At 56.7% G+C, this 17,819-nt stretch carries 11 protein-coding genes; all 11 read right to left on the bottom strand.

Annotated features, from left to right (window positions below; translation table 11 throughout):
* Positions 1–60: 60 nt before the first annotated feature.
* The 11 genes from fusA to GKG34_RS00900 all read right to left on the bottom strand — a co-directional run bounded on the left by fusA (position 61) and on the right by GKG34_RS00900 (position 17,500).
* A complete protein-coding gene (fusA, locus tag GKG34_RS00950) occupies positions 61–2,187 on the bottom strand; it encodes an elongation factor G (RefSeq protein WP_082210838.1) in 2,127 nt (708 codons plus the stop codon).
* A gap of 24 nt (positions 2,188–2,211) precedes the next feature.
* Positions 2,212–2,682, bottom strand: a complete 471-nt coding sequence (gene rpsG / locus GKG34_RS00945) for a 30S ribosomal protein S7 (protein ID WP_005930552.1) — start codon at positions 2,680–2,682, stop codon at positions 2,212–2,214.
* A 161-nt stretch (positions 2,683–2,843) separates the two neighbouring features.
* Positions 2,844–3,272: a 30S ribosomal protein S12 gene (gene rpsL, locus GKG34_RS00940; protein WP_005940205.1), complete on the bottom strand. Its 429-nt coding sequence runs from the start codon at positions 3,270–3,272 to the stop codon at positions 2,844–2,846.
* A 288-nt stretch (positions 3,273–3,560) separates the two neighbouring features.
* Entirely contained in the window at positions 3,561–7,133 is a 3,573-nt protein-coding gene (rpoC, locus tag GKG34_RS00935; RefSeq protein WP_154255390.1) for a DNA-directed RNA polymerase subunit beta', read from the bottom strand.
* 128 nt (positions 7,134–7,261) lie between these two features.
* Positions 7,262–11,104: a DNA-directed RNA polymerase subunit beta gene (locus tag GKG34_RS00930; RefSeq protein ID WP_005940199.1), complete on the bottom strand. Its 3,843-nt coding sequence runs from the start codon at positions 11,102–11,104 to the stop codon at positions 7,262–7,264.
* 51 nt (positions 11,105–11,155) lie between these two features.
* Complete coding sequence (locus tag GKG34_RS00925; RefSeq protein ID WP_154255389.1) at positions 11,156–11,374, bottom strand: hypothetical protein; 219 nt, start codon at positions 11,372–11,374, stop codon at positions 11,156–11,158.
* A gap of 275 nt (positions 11,375–11,649) precedes the next feature.
* Positions 11,650–12,729, bottom strand: a complete 1,080-nt coding sequence (rpoD, locus tag GKG34_RS00920; protein WP_154255388.1) for an RNA polymerase sigma factor RpoD — start codon at positions 12,727–12,729, stop codon at positions 11,650–11,652.
* A gap of 49 nt (positions 12,730–12,778) precedes the next feature.
* Positions 12,779–14,554, bottom strand: coding sequence for a DNA primase (gene dnaG / locus GKG34_RS00915; RefSeq protein WP_154255387.1), 1,776 nt, complete (start codon positions 14,552–14,554; stop codon positions 12,779–12,781).
* 25 nt (positions 14,555–14,579) lie between these two features.
* The gene (locus GKG34_RS00910; RefSeq protein ID WP_154255386.1) at positions 14,580–15,578 is read right to left on the bottom strand and encodes a deoxyguanosinetriphosphate triphosphohydrolase; all 999 of its coding nucleotides are present in this window, start codon (positions 15,576–15,578) and stop codon (positions 14,580–14,582) included.
* 167 nt (positions 15,579–15,745) lie between these two features.
* Positions 15,746–16,366 carry a YigZ family protein gene (locus tag GKG34_RS00905; protein WP_347563407.1) on the bottom strand — a complete coding sequence of 207 codons (621 nt, stop codon included), beginning with the start codon at positions 16,364–16,366 and terminating at the stop codon, positions 15,746–15,748.
* Positions 16,367–16,561: 195 nt separating this feature from the next.
* Positions 16,562–17,500, bottom strand: a complete 939-nt coding sequence (locus tag GKG34_RS00900) for a CAP domain-containing protein (protein ID WP_154255385.1) — start codon at positions 17,498–17,500, stop codon at positions 16,562–16,564.
* Positions 17,501–17,819 lie beyond the last annotated feature (319 nt).

The raw sequence follows: 17,819 nt of genomic DNA, 5'->3' as shown, positions 1-17,819 counted from the left end.
TACAGGAAATTTTGCCGAGGTTACACTACCCCGGCAAAATCTTTATCCATTTTTCAGGAATCAGCCCTTGGTGCGGCCAGCGATGATCTGGTCAGCAATGTTCTTGGGCACCGGCTCGTAGTGAGACGGCTCCATGACATACTGGCCACGGCCCTGAGTCTTGGAACGCAGGTCGGTAGCGTAGCCGAACATCTGAGCCAGAGGCACAAATGCATTGACGCGCTGAGTACCAGCCATAGCTTCCATGCCCTGGATCTGACCACGGCGTGCATTCAAGTCGCCGATAACATCGCCCAGATACTCATCGGGAACGATAACTGCAACCTTCATGATAGGCTCAGTGATGATAGGATCAGCCTTGCGCATAGCATCCTTGAACGCCATAGAACCAGCAATGGAGAAGGCCATTTCAGAGGAGTCGACCTCATGATAAGAACCATCCCACAGGGTAACCTTGACATCAACGACAGGATAGCCAGCCAGAACACCGGACTTCATAGCACCCTGGATACCGTTGTCGATAGCCGGGATGTATTCCTTCGGGATGGCACCGCCAACGATGGCGTTGACGAACTCGTAACCCTTGCCGGGCTCGTTGGGCTCGATCTTGATCTTAACATGACCGTACTGGCCCTTACCACCGGACTGACGTGCGTACTTGGTCTCCTGGTTGGCCTCTTTGCGGATGGTCTCACGGTAAGCAACCTGAGGTGCACCCACGTTTGCTTCAACCTTGAACTCACGCAGCAGACGGTCAACGATGATCTCCAGGTGCAGCTCGCCCATACCGGCGATGATGGTCTGACCGGTCTCTTCGTCGGTGTAGGTCTTGAAGGTCGGATCCTCTTCGGCCAGCTTTGCCAGCGCGATGCCCATCTTCTCGTTGCCGGCCTTAGTCTTGGGCTCGATGGCAACGCGGATAACAGGCTCGGGGAACTTCATGGACTCCAGAATGATGGGATGATTCTCATCACACAGAGTGTCACCGGTAGTGGTGTTCTTCAGACCGACAACAGCAGCGATATCACCTGCGTAGCAGCAGTCGATATCCTTGCGGTGGTTAGAATGCATCTGCAAGATGCGGCCCATACGCTCCTTGCTGTCCTTCACGGAGTTGTAGACAGTGGTACCTGCCTCAACCTTACCGGAGTAAACACGGAAGTATGCCAGCTTACCAACGAACGGGTCGGTAGCGATCTTGAAGGCCAGAGCTGCGAAGGGAGCGTCGTCGGAAGACGGACGGGTCTCCTCTTCCTCAGTCTCGGGATTCACGCCCTTGATGTCAGGGACATCGGTAGGAGCGGGCATATAGTCAACGATAGCGTCCAGCAGCTTCTGCACGCCGCGGTTCTTATAGGAAGAGCCGCAGGTCACAGGCACCAGAGTGTTGGCGATGGTCTCCTTGCGGATCGCAGCCTTCAGCTCGGCACGGGTGATCTCCTCGCCCTCGAGGTACTTTTCCATGAGCTCTTCGTCGTTCTCAGCAACAGCCTCGATCAGGATGTTGTGATACTCCTCAGCCTGCTCACGCATATCCTCGGGGATGGGCTCAGTGCGCATGTCGTTGCCCATATCGTCGTAGTAGACCTCAGCGTTCATATCGACCAGGTCAACGATACCGCGGAAGGTATCCTCCTGACCGATAGGCAGCTGGATCGCCACGCCGTTTGCGTGCAGACGATCGTGCAGCATCTTGATGCAGCGGAAGAAGTCGGCACCCATGGTGTCCATCTTGTTAACGTACACCATACGGGGAACCTTGTACTCGTCAGCCTGACGCCAGACGGTCTCAGACTGCGGCTCAACACCGCCCTTTGCAGCCAGAACGGTCACAGAACCGTCCAGCACGCGCAGGGAACGCTGGACCTCAACAGTGAAGTCCACGTGGCCCGGGGTGTCGATGATGTTGATGCGGTGACGGTTCTTCTTGAATGCAACCGGATCCTTCTGGGTTTCAGAGTGGCTCCAGTAGCAGGTGGTAGCAGCGGAAGTGATGGTGATACCACGCTCCTGCTCCTGAACCATCCAGTCCATGGTAGCGCCGCCATCATGAACTTCGCCGATCTTGTGGTTGATACCGGTGTAGTACAGAATACGCTCGGTAGTAGTAGTTTTACCAGCATCAATGTGGGCCATAATGCCGATATTTCTCGTCATCTGAAGAGAAACTTCTCTGGGTGTAGCCATGAAATTAACCTCCTACAGAACAGATCAATAACGGAAATGAGCGAAAGCCTTGTTGGCCTCTGCCATCTTGTGAGTATCCTCACGCTTCTTCACGGCGTTACCAGTGTTGTTGGCAGCATCCATGATTTCAGCAGCCAGACGCTGAGCCATGGTCTTCTCACCACGGCTGCGGCTGTAGGCAGTCAGCCAGCGCAGACCCAGGGTCTCGCGGCGAGCCGGGCTGACTTCCAGAGGAACCTGGTAGTTAGCACCGCCAACGCGGCGGGTCTTGCACTCGAGGCTGGGCATGATGTTCTCCATCGCCTTCTCGAAAGTCTCCAGAGGATCGTTGCCGGTCTTCTCCTGAATCATGGAGAAAGCTTCGTAAACGATCTTCTGAGCGACGCCCTTCTTGCCATCCAGCATAACGCTGTTGACCAGACGAGTGACCATCTTGGAATTGTAAATAGGATCAGCTAAGACATCGCGCTTAGCAATGTTACCTCTTCTAGGCATCTTTCTTCCCTCCTTCACAGAATGATATCATCGGTACTCGAAAGTAATAAAACTCCCGTTGTGTCACAAAGAGCTGACCTTTACATAAACTGTTGCCCTCCGCTTTGCAAGCGGACTTGTTATTTATATAATGGAAAGCCGTTTATGGCGGTTGTCCTCAATTACTTCTTTGCAGCACCGGCCTTAGGACGCTTTGCGCCGTACTTGGAGCGGGCCTGATTACGGCCTGCCACACCCTGAGTATCCAGGGTACCACGGATGATGTGGTAACGCACACCGGGCAGGTCCTTAACACGACCGCCACGGATCAGCACGACGGAGTGCTCCTGCAGGTTATGGCCGATACCGGGAATGTAAGAGGTGACCTCGATACCATTCGTGAGGCGGACACGAGCAACCTTACGCAGAGCAGAGTTGGGCTTCTTGGGGGTCATGGTACGAACAGCAGTGCAGACACCACGCTTCTGGGGGCTGTTCAGATCAGAATACTGTTTCTTCTGAGAATTGTAGCTCTTCAGCAGTGCGGGAGCGGTGCTCTTGGTAGCCAGAACCTGACGGCCCTTGCGTACAAGCTGGTTAAAAGTAGGCATTTTGTTTCTCCTTTCTTAATAATGCACATCGGACTTTTTCCGACTTTTTTGCCGCACTATCCCCATGAGGGATGCGCAACAGTTATATAATACTCGCTTTACAGGCGGATGTCAACAGTTTTTGCAAAGTTTTTTGCATTTATTCCAGATTTTTTCTTTCAGTATTTTTTCGACGCAAAACGCACGGTTTTCTCCCCTGTTTCCGCTTTTCCGGGCATATAAAAACCGCCCTGCAGGCGGATGCCCACAGAGCGGTCCATTGTTTTATTTCAGAAGAAGGAGCTTTGCTTACTGTACAGCAGCTGCCAGTTCAGCAGCGACCTCAGCATCGCGCTCAGCCTCACGGTTCTTCAGATCCTCACGGACTTCCGGCAGACCGGTACCTGCGGGGATCAGCTTACCAATGATGACGTTCTCCTTCAGGCCGGCCAGCGGGTCAACCTTGCCCTTGATGGCAGCTTCGGTCAGCACGCGGGTGGTCTCCTGGAAGGATGCAGCGGACAGGAAGGAGTCGTTTGCCAGAGCAGCCTTGGTGATGCCCAGCAGCACCTGCTGGTACTCGACCAGCTTCAGGCCCTCTTCACCAGCGTCGATGCGCTGCTGCAGATCGGCGTTGATGCTCTCCACTTCCAGACGGCTTGCCAGTGCACCGCCGATCAGGTTGGAAGAACCGGAATCAGTCACGCGCACCTTGCGGCACATCTGACGGACGATGACTTCGATATGCTTATCGTTGATCTCAACGCCCTGCAGACGGTAGACCTTCTGAACTTCGTTGATCAGGTAGTTCTGGACATCCTCCAGACCCTTAATTGCCAGAATATCCTGCGGATACAGAACACCTTCACGGGTGATGATGTCGCCCTTCTCCACACGGTCACCCGGCATCACGCGGGAATGCTGGGTGAACGGGATGGAGTAGCTCTTTACGACCTCGGCACCGTTCTCGTCCTTGCCGGTCACCTTGATAACGACATTCTTCTTGGTATCGTCCTGAGAAACGACACCAGAGATCTCGCTCATGATGGCCATGCTCTTGGGACGGCGGCTCTCGAACAGCTCTTCAACACGGGGAAGACCCTGCGTGATATCTTCAGCAGATGCGATACCGCCGGTATGGAAGGTACGCATGGTCAGCTGAGTACCAGGCTCGCCGATGGACTCTGCGGCGATAACGCCGACAGACTCGCCCAGACGGACCGGCTCGCCGTTTGCCATATCGGAACCGTAGCAGCGTGCGCAGACACCGGTCTTTGCACGGCAGGTCAGCAGGCTGCGGATCTTCAGCTTGGTAATGCCAGCAGCCTCGATCTCGTTTGCATCGTACAGGTCGATCATCTTGCCTTCCGGCACGATCACCTTGCCGGTGACGGGGTTGACCACATCGCCCACAGCAAAGCGGCCGATCAAACGCTCACGGAAGCTCTCGATCTTCTCCTTGCCCTCGTGGATCTCAGACACCCACAGGCCGTCAGTGGTGCCACAGTCGATCTCGCGCACAATGACATCCTGAGAGACATCGACCATGCGGCGGGTCAGGTAACCGGAGTCAGCGGTACGCAGAGCGGTATCGGCCAGACCCTTACGGGCACCACGGGCAGAAACGAAATATTCCAGAATATTCAGACCTTCACGGTAGTTGGCACGAATGGGCATCTCGATGGTGTGGCCAGCGGTGTTTGCCAGCAGGCCGCGCATACCGGCCAGCTGCTTGATCTGGTTCATAGAACCACGAGCACCGGAGTCAGCCATCATATAGATCTCGTTGTCCTTGGGCAGGTTGTCTGCCAGAGCCTTGGAGACCTTATCGGTGGTAGCCTGCCAGATGGCGATGGTCTGGTTGTAACGCTCGTTGTCGGAGATCAGGCCGCGGTTGAACAGCTTGCCGACCTTTGCGATCTGCTGGTCAGCCTCAGCGATCAGTTCCTGCTTCTGCGGCGGGATCACAGCGTCGCACACAGCGACGGAGATTGCAGACAGAGTGGAGTACTTGTAGCCCTGCGCCTTGATGGCATCCAGCATCTTTGCACACTTGCGGGTGCCGTTGCGGGTCATGCAGCGGGAAATGATGTCGGGCAGAGTCTTCTTGGTCACGCGGAAGCTGACCTCGTACTCCAGCCAGTGCTCGGGATCAGTACGGTCGATATAACCCAGATTCTGAGGAACAGGGTTATTGAAGATGATGCGGCCGACGGTGGTTTCCACCAGACCGGTGCGCTCCACGCCGTCAATGGTCATGGTGCGGCGCACCTTGATGGGTGCGTGCAGGGTAACGATGTGCTCTGCATAAGCCATCAGGGCTTCGTTCTCATCGCGGAACACCTTGCCTGCGCCCTCGTCATTTTCACGAACGGTGGTCAGGTAGTAGCTGCCCAGGATCATATCCTGCGTAGGCACGGTAACAGGTGCGCCGTCAGAGGGCTTCAGCAGGTTGCCGGAAGCCAGCATCAGCATCTTGGCCTCACGGCAGGCATCCTCGCCCAGAGGCAGATGGACTGCCATCTGGTCACCGTCGAAGTCGGCGTTGAATGCGGTACATGCCAGCGGGTGCAGCTTGATGGCACGGCCCTCCACCAGCACCGGGTTGAAAGCCTGAATGCCCAGACGGTGCAGGGTAGGTGCACGGTTCAGCAGAACGGGGTGGCCCTTGATCACGGTCTCCAGGCTGTCCCACACTTCGGGCTTAGCGCGCTCCACCATCTTGCGGGCGGACTTGATGTTGTTGGCAATACCCTTCTCCACCAGATCCTTCATGACAAAGGGCTTGAACAGCTCCAGAGCCATTTCCTTGGGCAGACCGCACTGATCCATCTTCAGCTCAGGGCCGACGACGATAACAGAACGACCGGAGTAGTCAACACGCTTGCCCAGCAGGTTCTGACGGAAGCGGCCCTGCTTGCCCTTCAGCATATCAGAAAGGCTCTTCAGTGCGCGGTTGTTGGGGCCGGTGACCGGACGGCCGCGGCGGCCGTTGTCGATCAGGCTGTCCACTGCTTCCTGCAGCATACGCTTCTCGTTGCGCACGATGATGTCGGGAGCGCCCAGCTCCAGCAGACGGCGCAGACGGTTGTTGCGGTTGATCACGCGGCGGTACAGGTCGTTCAGGTCGGAGGTGGCAAAACGGCCGCCGTCCAGCTGGACCATGGGGCGCAGGTCAGGCGGCAGAACAGGCAGCACATCCATGACCATCCATTCAGGACGGTTGCCGGAAATGCGGAATGCCTCAACTACTTCCAGACGCTTGAGGATGCGCACGCGCTTCTGGCCGGAGGACTTTTCCACCTCGGCAGTCAGCTCTTCACTCAGCTGATCCAGATCGATCTCCTTCAGCAGATCCTGAATGGCCTCAGCGCCCATAGCAGCCTCGAACTCATCACCGTAGTGGTCGCGCATCTCACGATACTCGCTCTCGGTGAGCAGCTGCTTCTTTTCCAGACGGGTAGCGCCCGGATCAGTGACGATATAGCTTGCAAAGTACAGCACCTTCTCCAGCAGGCGGGGGCTGATGTCCAGCATCAGGCCGATGCGGCTGGGGATGCCCTTGAAGTACCAGATGTGGCTGACGGGAGCGGCCAGCTCAATGTGGCCCATGCGCTCACGGCGGACCTTAGCCTTGGTCACTTCAACGCCGCAGCGGTCGCAGATCTTGCCCTTGTAGCGGATGCGCTTATACTTACCGCAGTGGCACTCCCAGTCCTTGGTAGGTCCAAAAATGCGCTCACAGTACAAGCCGTCGCGCTCCGGCTTCAGGGTACGGTAGTTGATGGTCTCAGGCTTTTTGACCTCGCCGTAGCTCCAGTTGCGGATCTGCTCCGGGGAGGCAAGGCCGATCTTGATGGAATCGAAAACGTTGTTTTCCATGAAACGAACCCTTTCTTAATCTCTAGTTGTCTCGATGATACAGGCGGCTTTCTTGTTCAGACCACAGGCCCCTCTCCCCTGCCGCAGCACGCGGAACAGGGGGCTTGAGGCTTGTGTTCTTTGTCTGATCAGAAATCTACTTCGTCAGAAGAAGCGGGAGCTTCGGCACCGGAGTTATTGTCCTCCAGCACAGAAGGATCATCGAAACCGGCATCGGCATCCTTAATATTATAATCGTTGAGCAGTTCGCTCTCCTGCACGACGTTCTCAGTGCCGGCAACATCGCGCATATCAAAGCCGGTCTCTTCGTCGTCGAAGTTCTGACGCATGTCGATCTCGTTGCCGTCCTTGTCCTGAACAACAACGTCCAGACCCAGAGACTGCAGTTCCTTCAGCATAACGCGGAAGGACTCGGGGATGCCGGGCTGCGGGATCGGCTCACCCTTAACGATGGCCTCGTAGGTCTTCACACGGCCCTCCACGTCGTCGGACTTGACGGTCAGGATCTCCTGCAGAGTGTAAGCAGCGCCGTAAGCTTCCAGTGCCCAGACTTCCATTTCGCCAAAGCGCTGGCCGCCGAACTGGGCCTTGCCGCCCAGAGGCTGCTGAGTGACCAGAGAGTAGGGGCCGGTAGAACGTGCATGGATCTTATCATCGACCAGGTGATGCAGCTTCAGGTAGTACATATAACCGACGGTAACGCGGTTATCGAACTTTTCGCCGGTGCGGCCATCGTAAACGGTGGTCTTGCCATCGCGGTCCAGCTCGATCTTGGAGAAGTCGATAATGTGTCCCTTCTCGCCCATGATCTTGGGGAGCTTCGTGGGATATGCAGGAGCATTCTCGCCATGCCACATCTCGCGGGCGGTATCAAAGGTATCGCCGATGTCGTTCTCACGAGCAGAGTCGAAGACGGGAGTCATGACCTTGATGCCGCATGCCTTGGCAGCGTAGCCCAGGTTGACTTCCAGCACCTGACCGATGTTCATACGGGAAGGCACGCCCAGAGGGTTCAGCACGATGTCCAGCGGGGTGCCGTCGGGCAGGTAGGGCATGTCCTCCTGCGGCAGAATGCGGGAAACGACACCCTTGTTGCCGTGACGGCCTGCCATCTTATCGCCAACGCTGATCTTGCGCTTCTGGGCAATATAGCAGCGGACGACCTCGCGCACGCCGGGCTGCAGTTCGTCGCTGTTCTCCGGGGTGAACACCTTGACGTCCACAATGATGCCGTATGCACCATGGGGCACGCGCAGAGAAGTATCACGCACTTCGCGTGCCTTCTCGCCGAAGATGGCGCGCAGCAGGCGCTCCTCAGCGGTCAGCTCGGTCTCGCCCTTCGGGGTGACCTTACCGACCAGAATGTCGCCGCTCTTGACCTCAGCACCGATACGGATGATGCCGCGCTCGTCCAGATCCTTCAGTGCATCCTCAGAAACGTTGGGGATATCACGGGTGATCTCTTCGGGTCCCAGCTTGGTGTCGCGGCTCTCGGTCTCGTACTCTTCAATATGAATGGAGGTGTACACGTCCTCGCGCACGATCTTCTCGTTCAGCAGAACGGCATCCTCGTAGTTGTAGCCTTCCCAGGTCATGAAGCCGATCAGAGCGTTCTTACCCAGAGAAATTTCGCCGTTGCGCATTGCAGGGCCGTCGGCCAGCACCTGACCGGCCTTGACGCTCTCGCCGACCTCCACGATGGGACGCTGGTTGATGCAGGTGCCTGCGTTGGAGCGTGCGAACTTGACCAGAGGATAATCCTCCAGCTCGCCCTTGTTGTTGCGCACAACAACATGGTTGGCATCCATCTTCTCAACGATACCGTCATTCTTTGCCAGAACAGCGGTGCCGGAGTCGGTAGCAGCCTTGTACTCCATACCGGTAGCAACGATGGGCTGCTGGGTGACCATCAGAGGCACTGCCTGACGCTGCATGTTGGAACCCATCAGAGCACGGTTACAGTCATCGTTCTCCAGGAAGGGGATGCAGGCGGTAGCAACAGAGACCATCATTCGCGGAGAAACGTCCATGTAATCGACTTTCTCTGCATCAATTTCAAGGATCTCGTCGCGGCGGCGGGCAGACACACGGGGACGGATGAAGTGCTTGCCCTCATCCAGCGGCTCGTTGGCCTGTGCCACAACGTACTCGTCCTCGACATCAGCGGTCATATACTCGACCTCGTCGGTGACGACCTGTTCCTTCAGGTTGCCGTTCTCGTCATAGATCTTCTTGACCTTGCGGTACGGAGCTTCCACGAAGCCGTACTCGTTGATCTTGGCGTAAGATGCCAGATAGGAGATCAGACCGATGTTGGGGCCTTCAGGAGTCTCGATGGGGCACATACGGCCGTAGTGGCTGTAGTGAACGTCGCGGACCTCGAAACCTGCGCGGTCACGGCTCAGACCGCCGGGGCCCAGAGCAGACAGGCGGCGCTTGTGGGTCAGCTCAGCCAGCGGGTTGTTCTGATCCATGAACTGGGACAGCGGAGAAGAACCGAAGAACTCCTTGATGGCTGCCACCACCGGACGGATGTTGATGAGGGCCTGCGGGGTGATGACGCTCTGATCCTGGCTCTGCAGGGTCATGCGCTCACGGATGACGCGCTCCATGCGGGAGAAGCCGATGCGGAACTGGTTCTGCAGCAGCTCGCCCACGCTGCGGATGCGGCGGTTGCCCAGATGGTCGATATCATCGGTGGTGCCAATATTGTGGCCCAGACCGTTCAGGTAGTTGATGGAAGCCAGAATATCGGCGACCGTAACGGTGCGGCCGATCAGCTGGTCGTGGTTGCGGCGCAGCATCTCCTTCTGCTCTTCCACATCAGAGGTGGTGTCGAGGATCTTCTTGATCTCATCGAAGGAGCAGCGCTCGTTGATGCCGCACTCCTTCACGTCGAAGGAGAAGAAGCCCTGTGCATCCACACAGCCGTTGGTGATGACCTTGATCTTCCGGCTCTCTTCCTTCATGGGATCGTCGAGCTTCAGCACGACCAGATTCACACCGGCATTGTCAGCCTTCTCGGCCAGCTCGCGGGTGATCTTGGCACCAGCCTCGATCAGGATCTCGCCGGTCAGCGGAGCGACCACATTCTCAGCAGCCACCTGACCGGTGATGCGGCGTGCCAGAGACAGCTTCTTGTTCATCTTATAACGGCCGAAACGAGACAGGTCATAACGACGCGGGTCGAAGAACAGCATGTTGATCTGGCTGGTAGCAGACTCCACCGTGGGAGGCTCGCCGGGGCGCAGCTTGCGGTAGACTTCCAGCAGGCCCTCTTCCTGATTCTTGGTGGTATCCTTTTCCAGAGTAGCGAGGATGCGCTCATCGTCGCCAAAGAAGTTCAGGATGTCCTCGTTGGTGGACAGGCCCAGTGCACGGCACAGCACGGTGACAGGCAGCTTGCGGTTCTTATCGATACGGACATAGAACACATCGGAAGCATCGGTCTCGTACTCCAGCCATGCACCGCGGTTGGGGTTCATGGTGGCGCTGTACAGGTCGTTGCCCACCTTATCCTTGGCATCGCCGTAGAACACGCCGGGAGAACGCACCAGCTGGCTGACGATAGCACGCTCTGCACCGTTGATCACAAAGGTGCCGGCATCGGTCATCAGCGGGAAATCGCCCATGAAGATCTCCTGATCCTTCACTTCGCCGGTCTCCTTGTTCAGCAGACGGGCGGTGACGCGCAGGGGTGCTGCATAGGTCACGTCGCGCTCCTTGCACTCCTTGATGCTGTACTTCGGCTCCTTATCCAGGCGGAAGTCCACAAAGCTCAGTGCCAGATTGCCGGTGTAGTCCTCAATGGTGCCGATATCGTGGAAGACCTCTTTCAGGCCCTCGTCCAGGAACCACTGATAAGAGTTCTTCTGGACCTCGATCAGGTTCGGCATACTGATGACTTCGTCGATGTGGGAGAAGCTCATGCGCTCGGTTTTGCCGAGCTTTACGGGCTTGACTTTCATCATAAAATCAACCACTCCTTACTTTTATACTCTACGGGATGTCGTATACACGGGTCAAATTTGAGCAGACACACATAATTCGACCCGCGTCGAAGGGAACCTTTCGGCGTTTTTCACAAACTTTTTGGTTTGACCCGTCCAGCCGCCGCCTGCGTATTCCCCTTTTTGGCGCACTAGTCCATTATGTGATACTAATGCAGTATACACCCTAAAAGCCTTGCTGTCAAGCCATTTTTCAGATTTTTGCCAAAACAAATTTATTTTTTCTTTCATTTTCGCACGCCCGGCAGCGTGTTGTGTTTTGCTGTTTTAGGGCTTGATTTTTTTATTTTGCACGTTCCTGTTCATAATCCCCTTGTGCAATTTGTCTATCTTTGCCCTTGTGTTTTGGCGTATTACTTTTACAGTCGGATATGCCCGTTTTCCCTTGCGGCCCTTTTTTGTGAAAAAGCAGCTCAGAAAAGCTCGCAGGCTTTTCTGAGCTGCAAATATAAAAATAATGTTTCCTCTAATATTGCCAGAGTGCAAGCGGCGGCAATTATAATCGTTCACTCATCCAGATAATCCCGCAGGCGTTTTGCACGGCTGGGATGCCGCAGCTTGCGCAGGGCCTTGGCTTCGATCTGCCGCACCCGCTCCCGGGTCACATTGAACTCCTTACCCAGCTCTTCCAGCGTGTGCGCCCGGCCATCCTCCAGCCCGAAGCGCAGTGCGATCACCCGCTCTTCCCTCGGTGTCAGGCTTTTGAGCACGCTGAACAGTTCCCGCCGCAGCAGCTGCCGCCCGGCTTCATCCACCGGGACGCCTGCATCCTCGTCCTGAATAAAATCTTCAAGGTGGGCATCCTCTTCCTCGCCCACCGGCGTTTCCAAGCTGATAGGGTCCTGCGCCAGCTGCAGCAATTCCCGCACACGGTCCGGCTCCATGTCCAGCTGAACAGCGATCTCTTCCGCGGTAGGCTCCCGGCCATTTTTCCGCAGCAGGTCACCCGTCGTCTTTTTGACCCGGTTGATGCTCTCCACAAGGTGCACCGGGATGCGGATGGTCCTCCCCTGATCCGCAATGGCGCGGGTGATGGACTGACGGATCCACCACGTGGCATAGGTGGAAAATTTGAAGCCGCGCTCCGGCTCAAACTTTTCCGCCGCCTTCATCAGACCGAGATTGCCTTCCTGAATGAGATCCAGAAACGGCAGGCCCCGCCCTGCATAGCGCTTTGCCACCGACACCACCAGCCGCAGGTTCGCTTCGCTGAGCTTCCGCCGGGCATCCTCGTCCCCGGCCTGCGCGGCACGGGCAAGCTCCGTTTCCTGCTCTGCCGTCAGCAGCGGCACCCGGCCGATCTCCTTCAAATAGGCCTTTACCGGGTCGTCCAGCGCCACCCCCTCTGCCGAAAGCTCATGTTCCAGCCTGCCGATCTGCGTTTCATCCAACGCAGGCAGGTCCTCTTCCTCTTCGGTCAGGTGCACGCCGCGGTCCTCCAGTGCCGTATACAGCTCATCCAGCTGCGCCACATCGTAATCCTGTTCGTCCATGGCACGGCTGATCTGCTCCGGTGTCAGGGCATGGTGGCGTGCCCGCGCGGCCAGTGTTCTGGCCAATTCCTCCGTTTGCGACAATTTCTGCATGGTTCCTGCTCCTTTCCTCTCCTGCTCCAGCCGGAGGGGAAAGCGGGGATCATTCTTCTACAGGCACATTTCCCTGCTTCTTTTCGCGCATCGACTGGAAGTAATCACTCAGTTCCTCATTGGACATATGCGCCGCCTTGCCTGCCATGGGCATCCCCCGGGCAATGCGGTCCAGATACAGCCGGATATCATCCGGCGTACAATTCACATCGCTGTATTGTGCCGCAAGATGGCTCAGTTCATTCAGCGCTTCTTCGCTTACAAAAGCGCGCAGCGTGGTCAGGCTGATCTCAATGCCCTCCTGTCGGCAGCGCAGCATGGCTTCAAACAGCTCCTTCTGCTGCGGCAGCACGAACTGTTCTGCGGTCAGCTGCCCCTGCACCAGATCGATATAGTGCGGCTCCCTCAGTATGGCCGCCAGCAGCCGCTGCTGTGCACTGGCAATGCCCAGCGCCTGACTGCCGCCCGCACTGTACGGCACGTTGATCTGATTCATCTCACCGGACTTGAGCGCCTGCTGCTTTTTCTCCCAGCGGTGCTTGCTGCCCGCCCTCTTCACGGCGGTCTCCAGCTGGGTCATGATAGCTGTTTTGGAGATGTTGGTCTCCTCAGCCAGACGCCCCGCATACACTTCCTGCTCGGTAGGGTTGGAGCGCTCTGCCAGCATATTCACAGCTTCCTTCACGTATTCCAGCCGCTGGGCATCCTGTGCCAGATCATACTGGCTGCGCAGACGGCCCAGCCGGAAGTCCAGTGCATTGCCCACACCATCCAGCAGGGCTTTGAATCGCTCTGCGCCATACTTTTTGATGTACTCGTCCGGGTCCTTTGCACCGGGGATCTGCAGCACGCCCACCTTTACCGGGCTGTTGCGGAACAGTTCCAGCGAGCGCAGCGTGGCCTTCTGGCCTGCTTCGTCCGAATCGTAGCTCAGGATCACCTCGTCAGCATACTCGCTGATGAGCCGCACCTGCTCCGGGGTCAGGGCCGTGCCGCAGGCACACACTGCTGTGTCGATGCCTGCCTGATGCATACTGATCACGTCCATGTAGCCCTCGCACAGCACGAACCGGCGCACCGCGCTGCGCTTTGCGATCTGCAGCGCAAACACCGTCTCTGATTTGTGGTACACCAGCGTTTCCGGGCTGTTGACATATTTCGGTTTGGAATCGTCCAGCACGCGCCCACCAAACGCAATGATGTTGCCGCGCAGGTCAAAGATGGGGGTCATCACCCGCTTCCAGAACAGGCAGTAGATGCGGCCGGACGCACTGCGCTTGAACAGGCCGCTGGCATCCAGCTCCTGCTGATTGTAGCCCTTATCACGCAGGAACTGATACAGCGCCTGTCCGTCGTTGGGCGCATAGCCCAGCCCGAACCGGACGATAGTCTTGTCGTCCAGACCGCGCCGCCGCCAGTAGGCACGGGCCTGACGGGCTTCCTCCACGGTGGAGTTCAGGCAGGCGTGGAAAAACCGTGCCGCCTCCTTGTTCATGGAGAGGATGCGGCTGCGCATCCGGCCTGTTTTGTCGTCCTCCTGCGGCTCCGGCATACCGGCCCGCGCTGCCAGCAACTTAACGGCCTCCGGGTAATCGATGCTGTTGATCTTTTTCGTAAAGGTAATGGCATCGCCGCCTGCGCCGCAGCCAAAGCAGTAAAAGCTCTGGGTGTCCGGGTAGACGTAGAATGAGGGCGTTTTTTCGCTGTGAAAGGGGCACAGGCCGCCATACAAACGTCCCTTGCGCTTGAGCTGCACATAGCTGCCCACCAGCTCCACAATGTCGGTGCGGCGGGTCAGTTCTTCAATGTATTCGTGTGGGATCATGGATCTTTCAAACGACCTTTCGGATTTATAGGACATGCCACTTCTGGGGCACAAACAATTCCTCAAAAGTGCGGATGGCAAATTCATCGCTCATGCCACTGATGTAATCAGTCACTGCACGTTCTCTGCCCTCCTGATAAGCCAGCTGGATGTAGAAGTTGGACATCCGGTCCACATGGTTCAGGTAGTAATCGTACAGTTCCCCGATCACCTTGTCCACCTTCTGCTCTTCCCGCTTGGCGGTCTTGTCCACGTACACGGTGGCGTACATGAAATCCCGCAGCGCAAGGAAGGCTTCGTTTTCCTCTGCGCCCACCTTCACATCCCCATCGCTGTTGGCAAGGATACTGTTGATCATAGTGGTGATGCGGGCAGATTTTGTCTGGCCCAGCACGGCGGTGCATTCCTTCGGCAGGGTGGCTGGGTCCAGCACACCGGCGCGCACCGCGTCCTCAATGTCATGGTTCACATAGGCGATCTGATCCGCCATGCGCACGATGCGCCCTTCCGGCGTTGCCGCCCAGGTGCCCTTTGTGTGGGTCACGATGCCGTTGCGCACCTCCCACGTCAGGTTCAGGCCCCGGCCGTCCTTTTCCAGCTTGTCCACCACACGCAGGCTCTGCATGTAGTGCTTGAAGCCGTCCGGGCACAGCTCATTCAGCGCGCGCTCCCCGGCATGGCCAAACGGCGTGTGGCCCAGATCATGGGCAAGGCTGATCGCTTCAGTCAGATCTTCGTTCAGCCGCAGAGCGCGGGCAATGGTCCGCGCGATCTGCGAGACCTCCAGCGTATGGGTCAGTCGGGTGCGGTACAGGTCTCCCTCCGGCGAGAGGAACACCTGCGTCTTTTGTTTGAGCCGTCGGAATGCCTTGCAGTGCAGCACCCGGTCACGGTCACGCTGGAACACCGGCCGGATCGGGTCCTGCTCTTCCGGCAGCATGCGGCCGCGGCTCTGGTCGCTGAAGGTAGCCCACGGCGCGAAGGTCATATGTTCGATCTCTTCTGTGCGCTGACGTACATCCATACAAAGTCGCTCTCCCTTTTTGTCGCCATTCCCCCTCTCTGTTTCGGCACAGCCGATCCCAATTGCTGCGTCTGCGGCAATTGTAGCACACCCGCTTTGTCGAAGGGGGAAAAAGCCTGTCGGTTCGCAAAATAATGCTTGCTTTTTTATTTTTGCTGCTGCCGGGTTCAGAACGGTGCGTAGAACGGGTCGGATACCGTCACCTGCGCGCTGCCGCGCGTCAGCTCCCGCAGCTGTTCCAGCAGCGGGCCTTCGGTGTGTTCCGGCATCTGCCAGCACAGGGTCACGCGATCCGTGAACTGCGGCGCGGTCTGTTTTGCTCCCGCCGCATCGATCAGCAGCGATGCACGCTCATAAAGGGAGTAATCCACTGTCACGCGCAGCTCCACCACGCTGCGCACCGTGACCACCTTGGCATTTTCCAGTGCACGGGCCGTAGCCGTGGTGTATGCACGCACCAAGCCGCCGGTGCCCAGCAGCACGCCGCCAAAGTAACGGGTCACCACCACGATCAGATCCGTCAGGCCGCTGTGCTGCAGCACCTCCAGCGCTGGTGTGCCCGCCGTCTTGGCCGGTTCACCATCATCTGAATAGCGTTCCCGGTTGCCTTCCCGCAGGCGGTAGGCATACACATTGTGGCGGGCGGTGCGGTTGGCCGCACGCACCTGTTCCAGAAATGCAACGGCAGCTTCCTCGCTGTCCGCAAATGACAGCGCCGCAATGAAGCGGCTCTTCTTTTCTTCGTATTCTCCTGTGGCCGTGCCATGGATGGTGCGGTAATCCTCCACTGTGGTTCCTCCTGCATGTTATTCAAAACAAGTATAACATAAATCGTCCGTTGTGCAACCACTGCCGCATACGTTTTTGTGTCAAGGCCAGCTCCCTGTACTGCTGCCCGCATGTCCTCTGCCAGAAAAAAGCGCAACAAAAAATCGGCCAAGCCTTGCGGCTCAGCCGATCTTTTGTTAGAAGAAAGCAGATGATCACTTCGTAAAGAGCTGGATCCACTGATGGCCCCAAGCGCTGGAGCTGTTGTAGTAGTAGCCAACACCCATTGCACGAGCTTCGGGATCCAGAATGTTTGCGCGATGGCCTTCGGAGTTCATCCAGGCATTCACGACTTCTTCAGGAGAAACGCTGCCCCATGCGGCATTCTCGCCAGCAGCGGCATCCGTCACGCCGTACTCGCTGAGAACAGTATACCACTTGGTACCATTGGGACGAACGTGAGAATTGACGGTTGCGATCTCTTCGGCGCGCTGCTGAGCAGCTGCGGTGAGCTTTGCATCGCCCATGACCAGGGGCTGCAGGCCGTACTTTGCACGCTCGGCATTGACCAGATTCAGAACTTCCTGACGATAGTTGCTGGTGTAAGAGTTTTCGGGGCAAGAGAAGATCAGCACCCAGTAGTTGTTGTAAACACCGCCTTCATAGTGGCCCACGCTCATGGTGGTCACATCCGCATTCAGCATGCGCTCACGTGCGAAATCAATGTTCATCCACTGATCCACCGCTGCATCGGGGGTAGAAACGCCAGCTATGTAGTTTTCGCCAACGGACGCATCGTCGATACCATTCTCGGCGAAGATGGTAAAGTCGCGCTGGCCATTGGGACGAACGTAGGAATAAGAAGAGGCCAGTTCCTTAGCGCGCTCCTGAGCGGCACTATTGTGGTTGCTGTCGCCCAGCTGAACAGGCTTCAGGCCAGCCTTTGCGCGCTCGTTGTTTACGCGGCGCAGGAACTCATTCTGATAAGCTTCGTCCTGAAAGCTGATGTAGGAATTTTCTTCTTCGATGGAGGCAGAAACCGAAGCCTCAGCTGCGTTTGCAGTAACGGGCTTGAGAGATGCAGCACCAAAAACCACAGCCAGAGTCATAGCTGCTGCTGCGATATTTTTCAGGGTGCGCATCTCGATTTTCATAAGACATCCTCCGCAAGCTTTTGTATATAAAAGCTTTTTTGCATTCATGTGAATGCGTACTGTAACACATTTGCAACTCTTCCGTTTCAAATATGTTACTATTGTGCAACAAGAGTATCACAATAGCATCTCATCGTCAAGGGGTTTCTGTTGATTTTTTGAGAGAAAATGCAAAGAAATCAAAATTTCCCGTTCTGAAATCGTTTCACAAGCGCAACAAGTTCATCCAAGATACCGTAAATTTGTTACGTCCGTGTTGCGCTTCACCGTTTTTAGGATTGTTTCGTCACACTTAACGTGTTGCATTTTATTTTTCTAC

Origin of the sequence: Faecalibacterium sp. BIOML-A4, from assembly GCF_009679665.1 — a bacterium.
Lineage (GTDB): Bacteria > Bacillota > Clostridia > Oscillospirales > Ruminococcaceae > Faecalibacterium > Faecalibacterium taiwanense.
The sequence above is the reverse complement of the archived record's forward strand: the minus strand, read 5'-3'. Positions and strand labels throughout refer to the sequence as shown.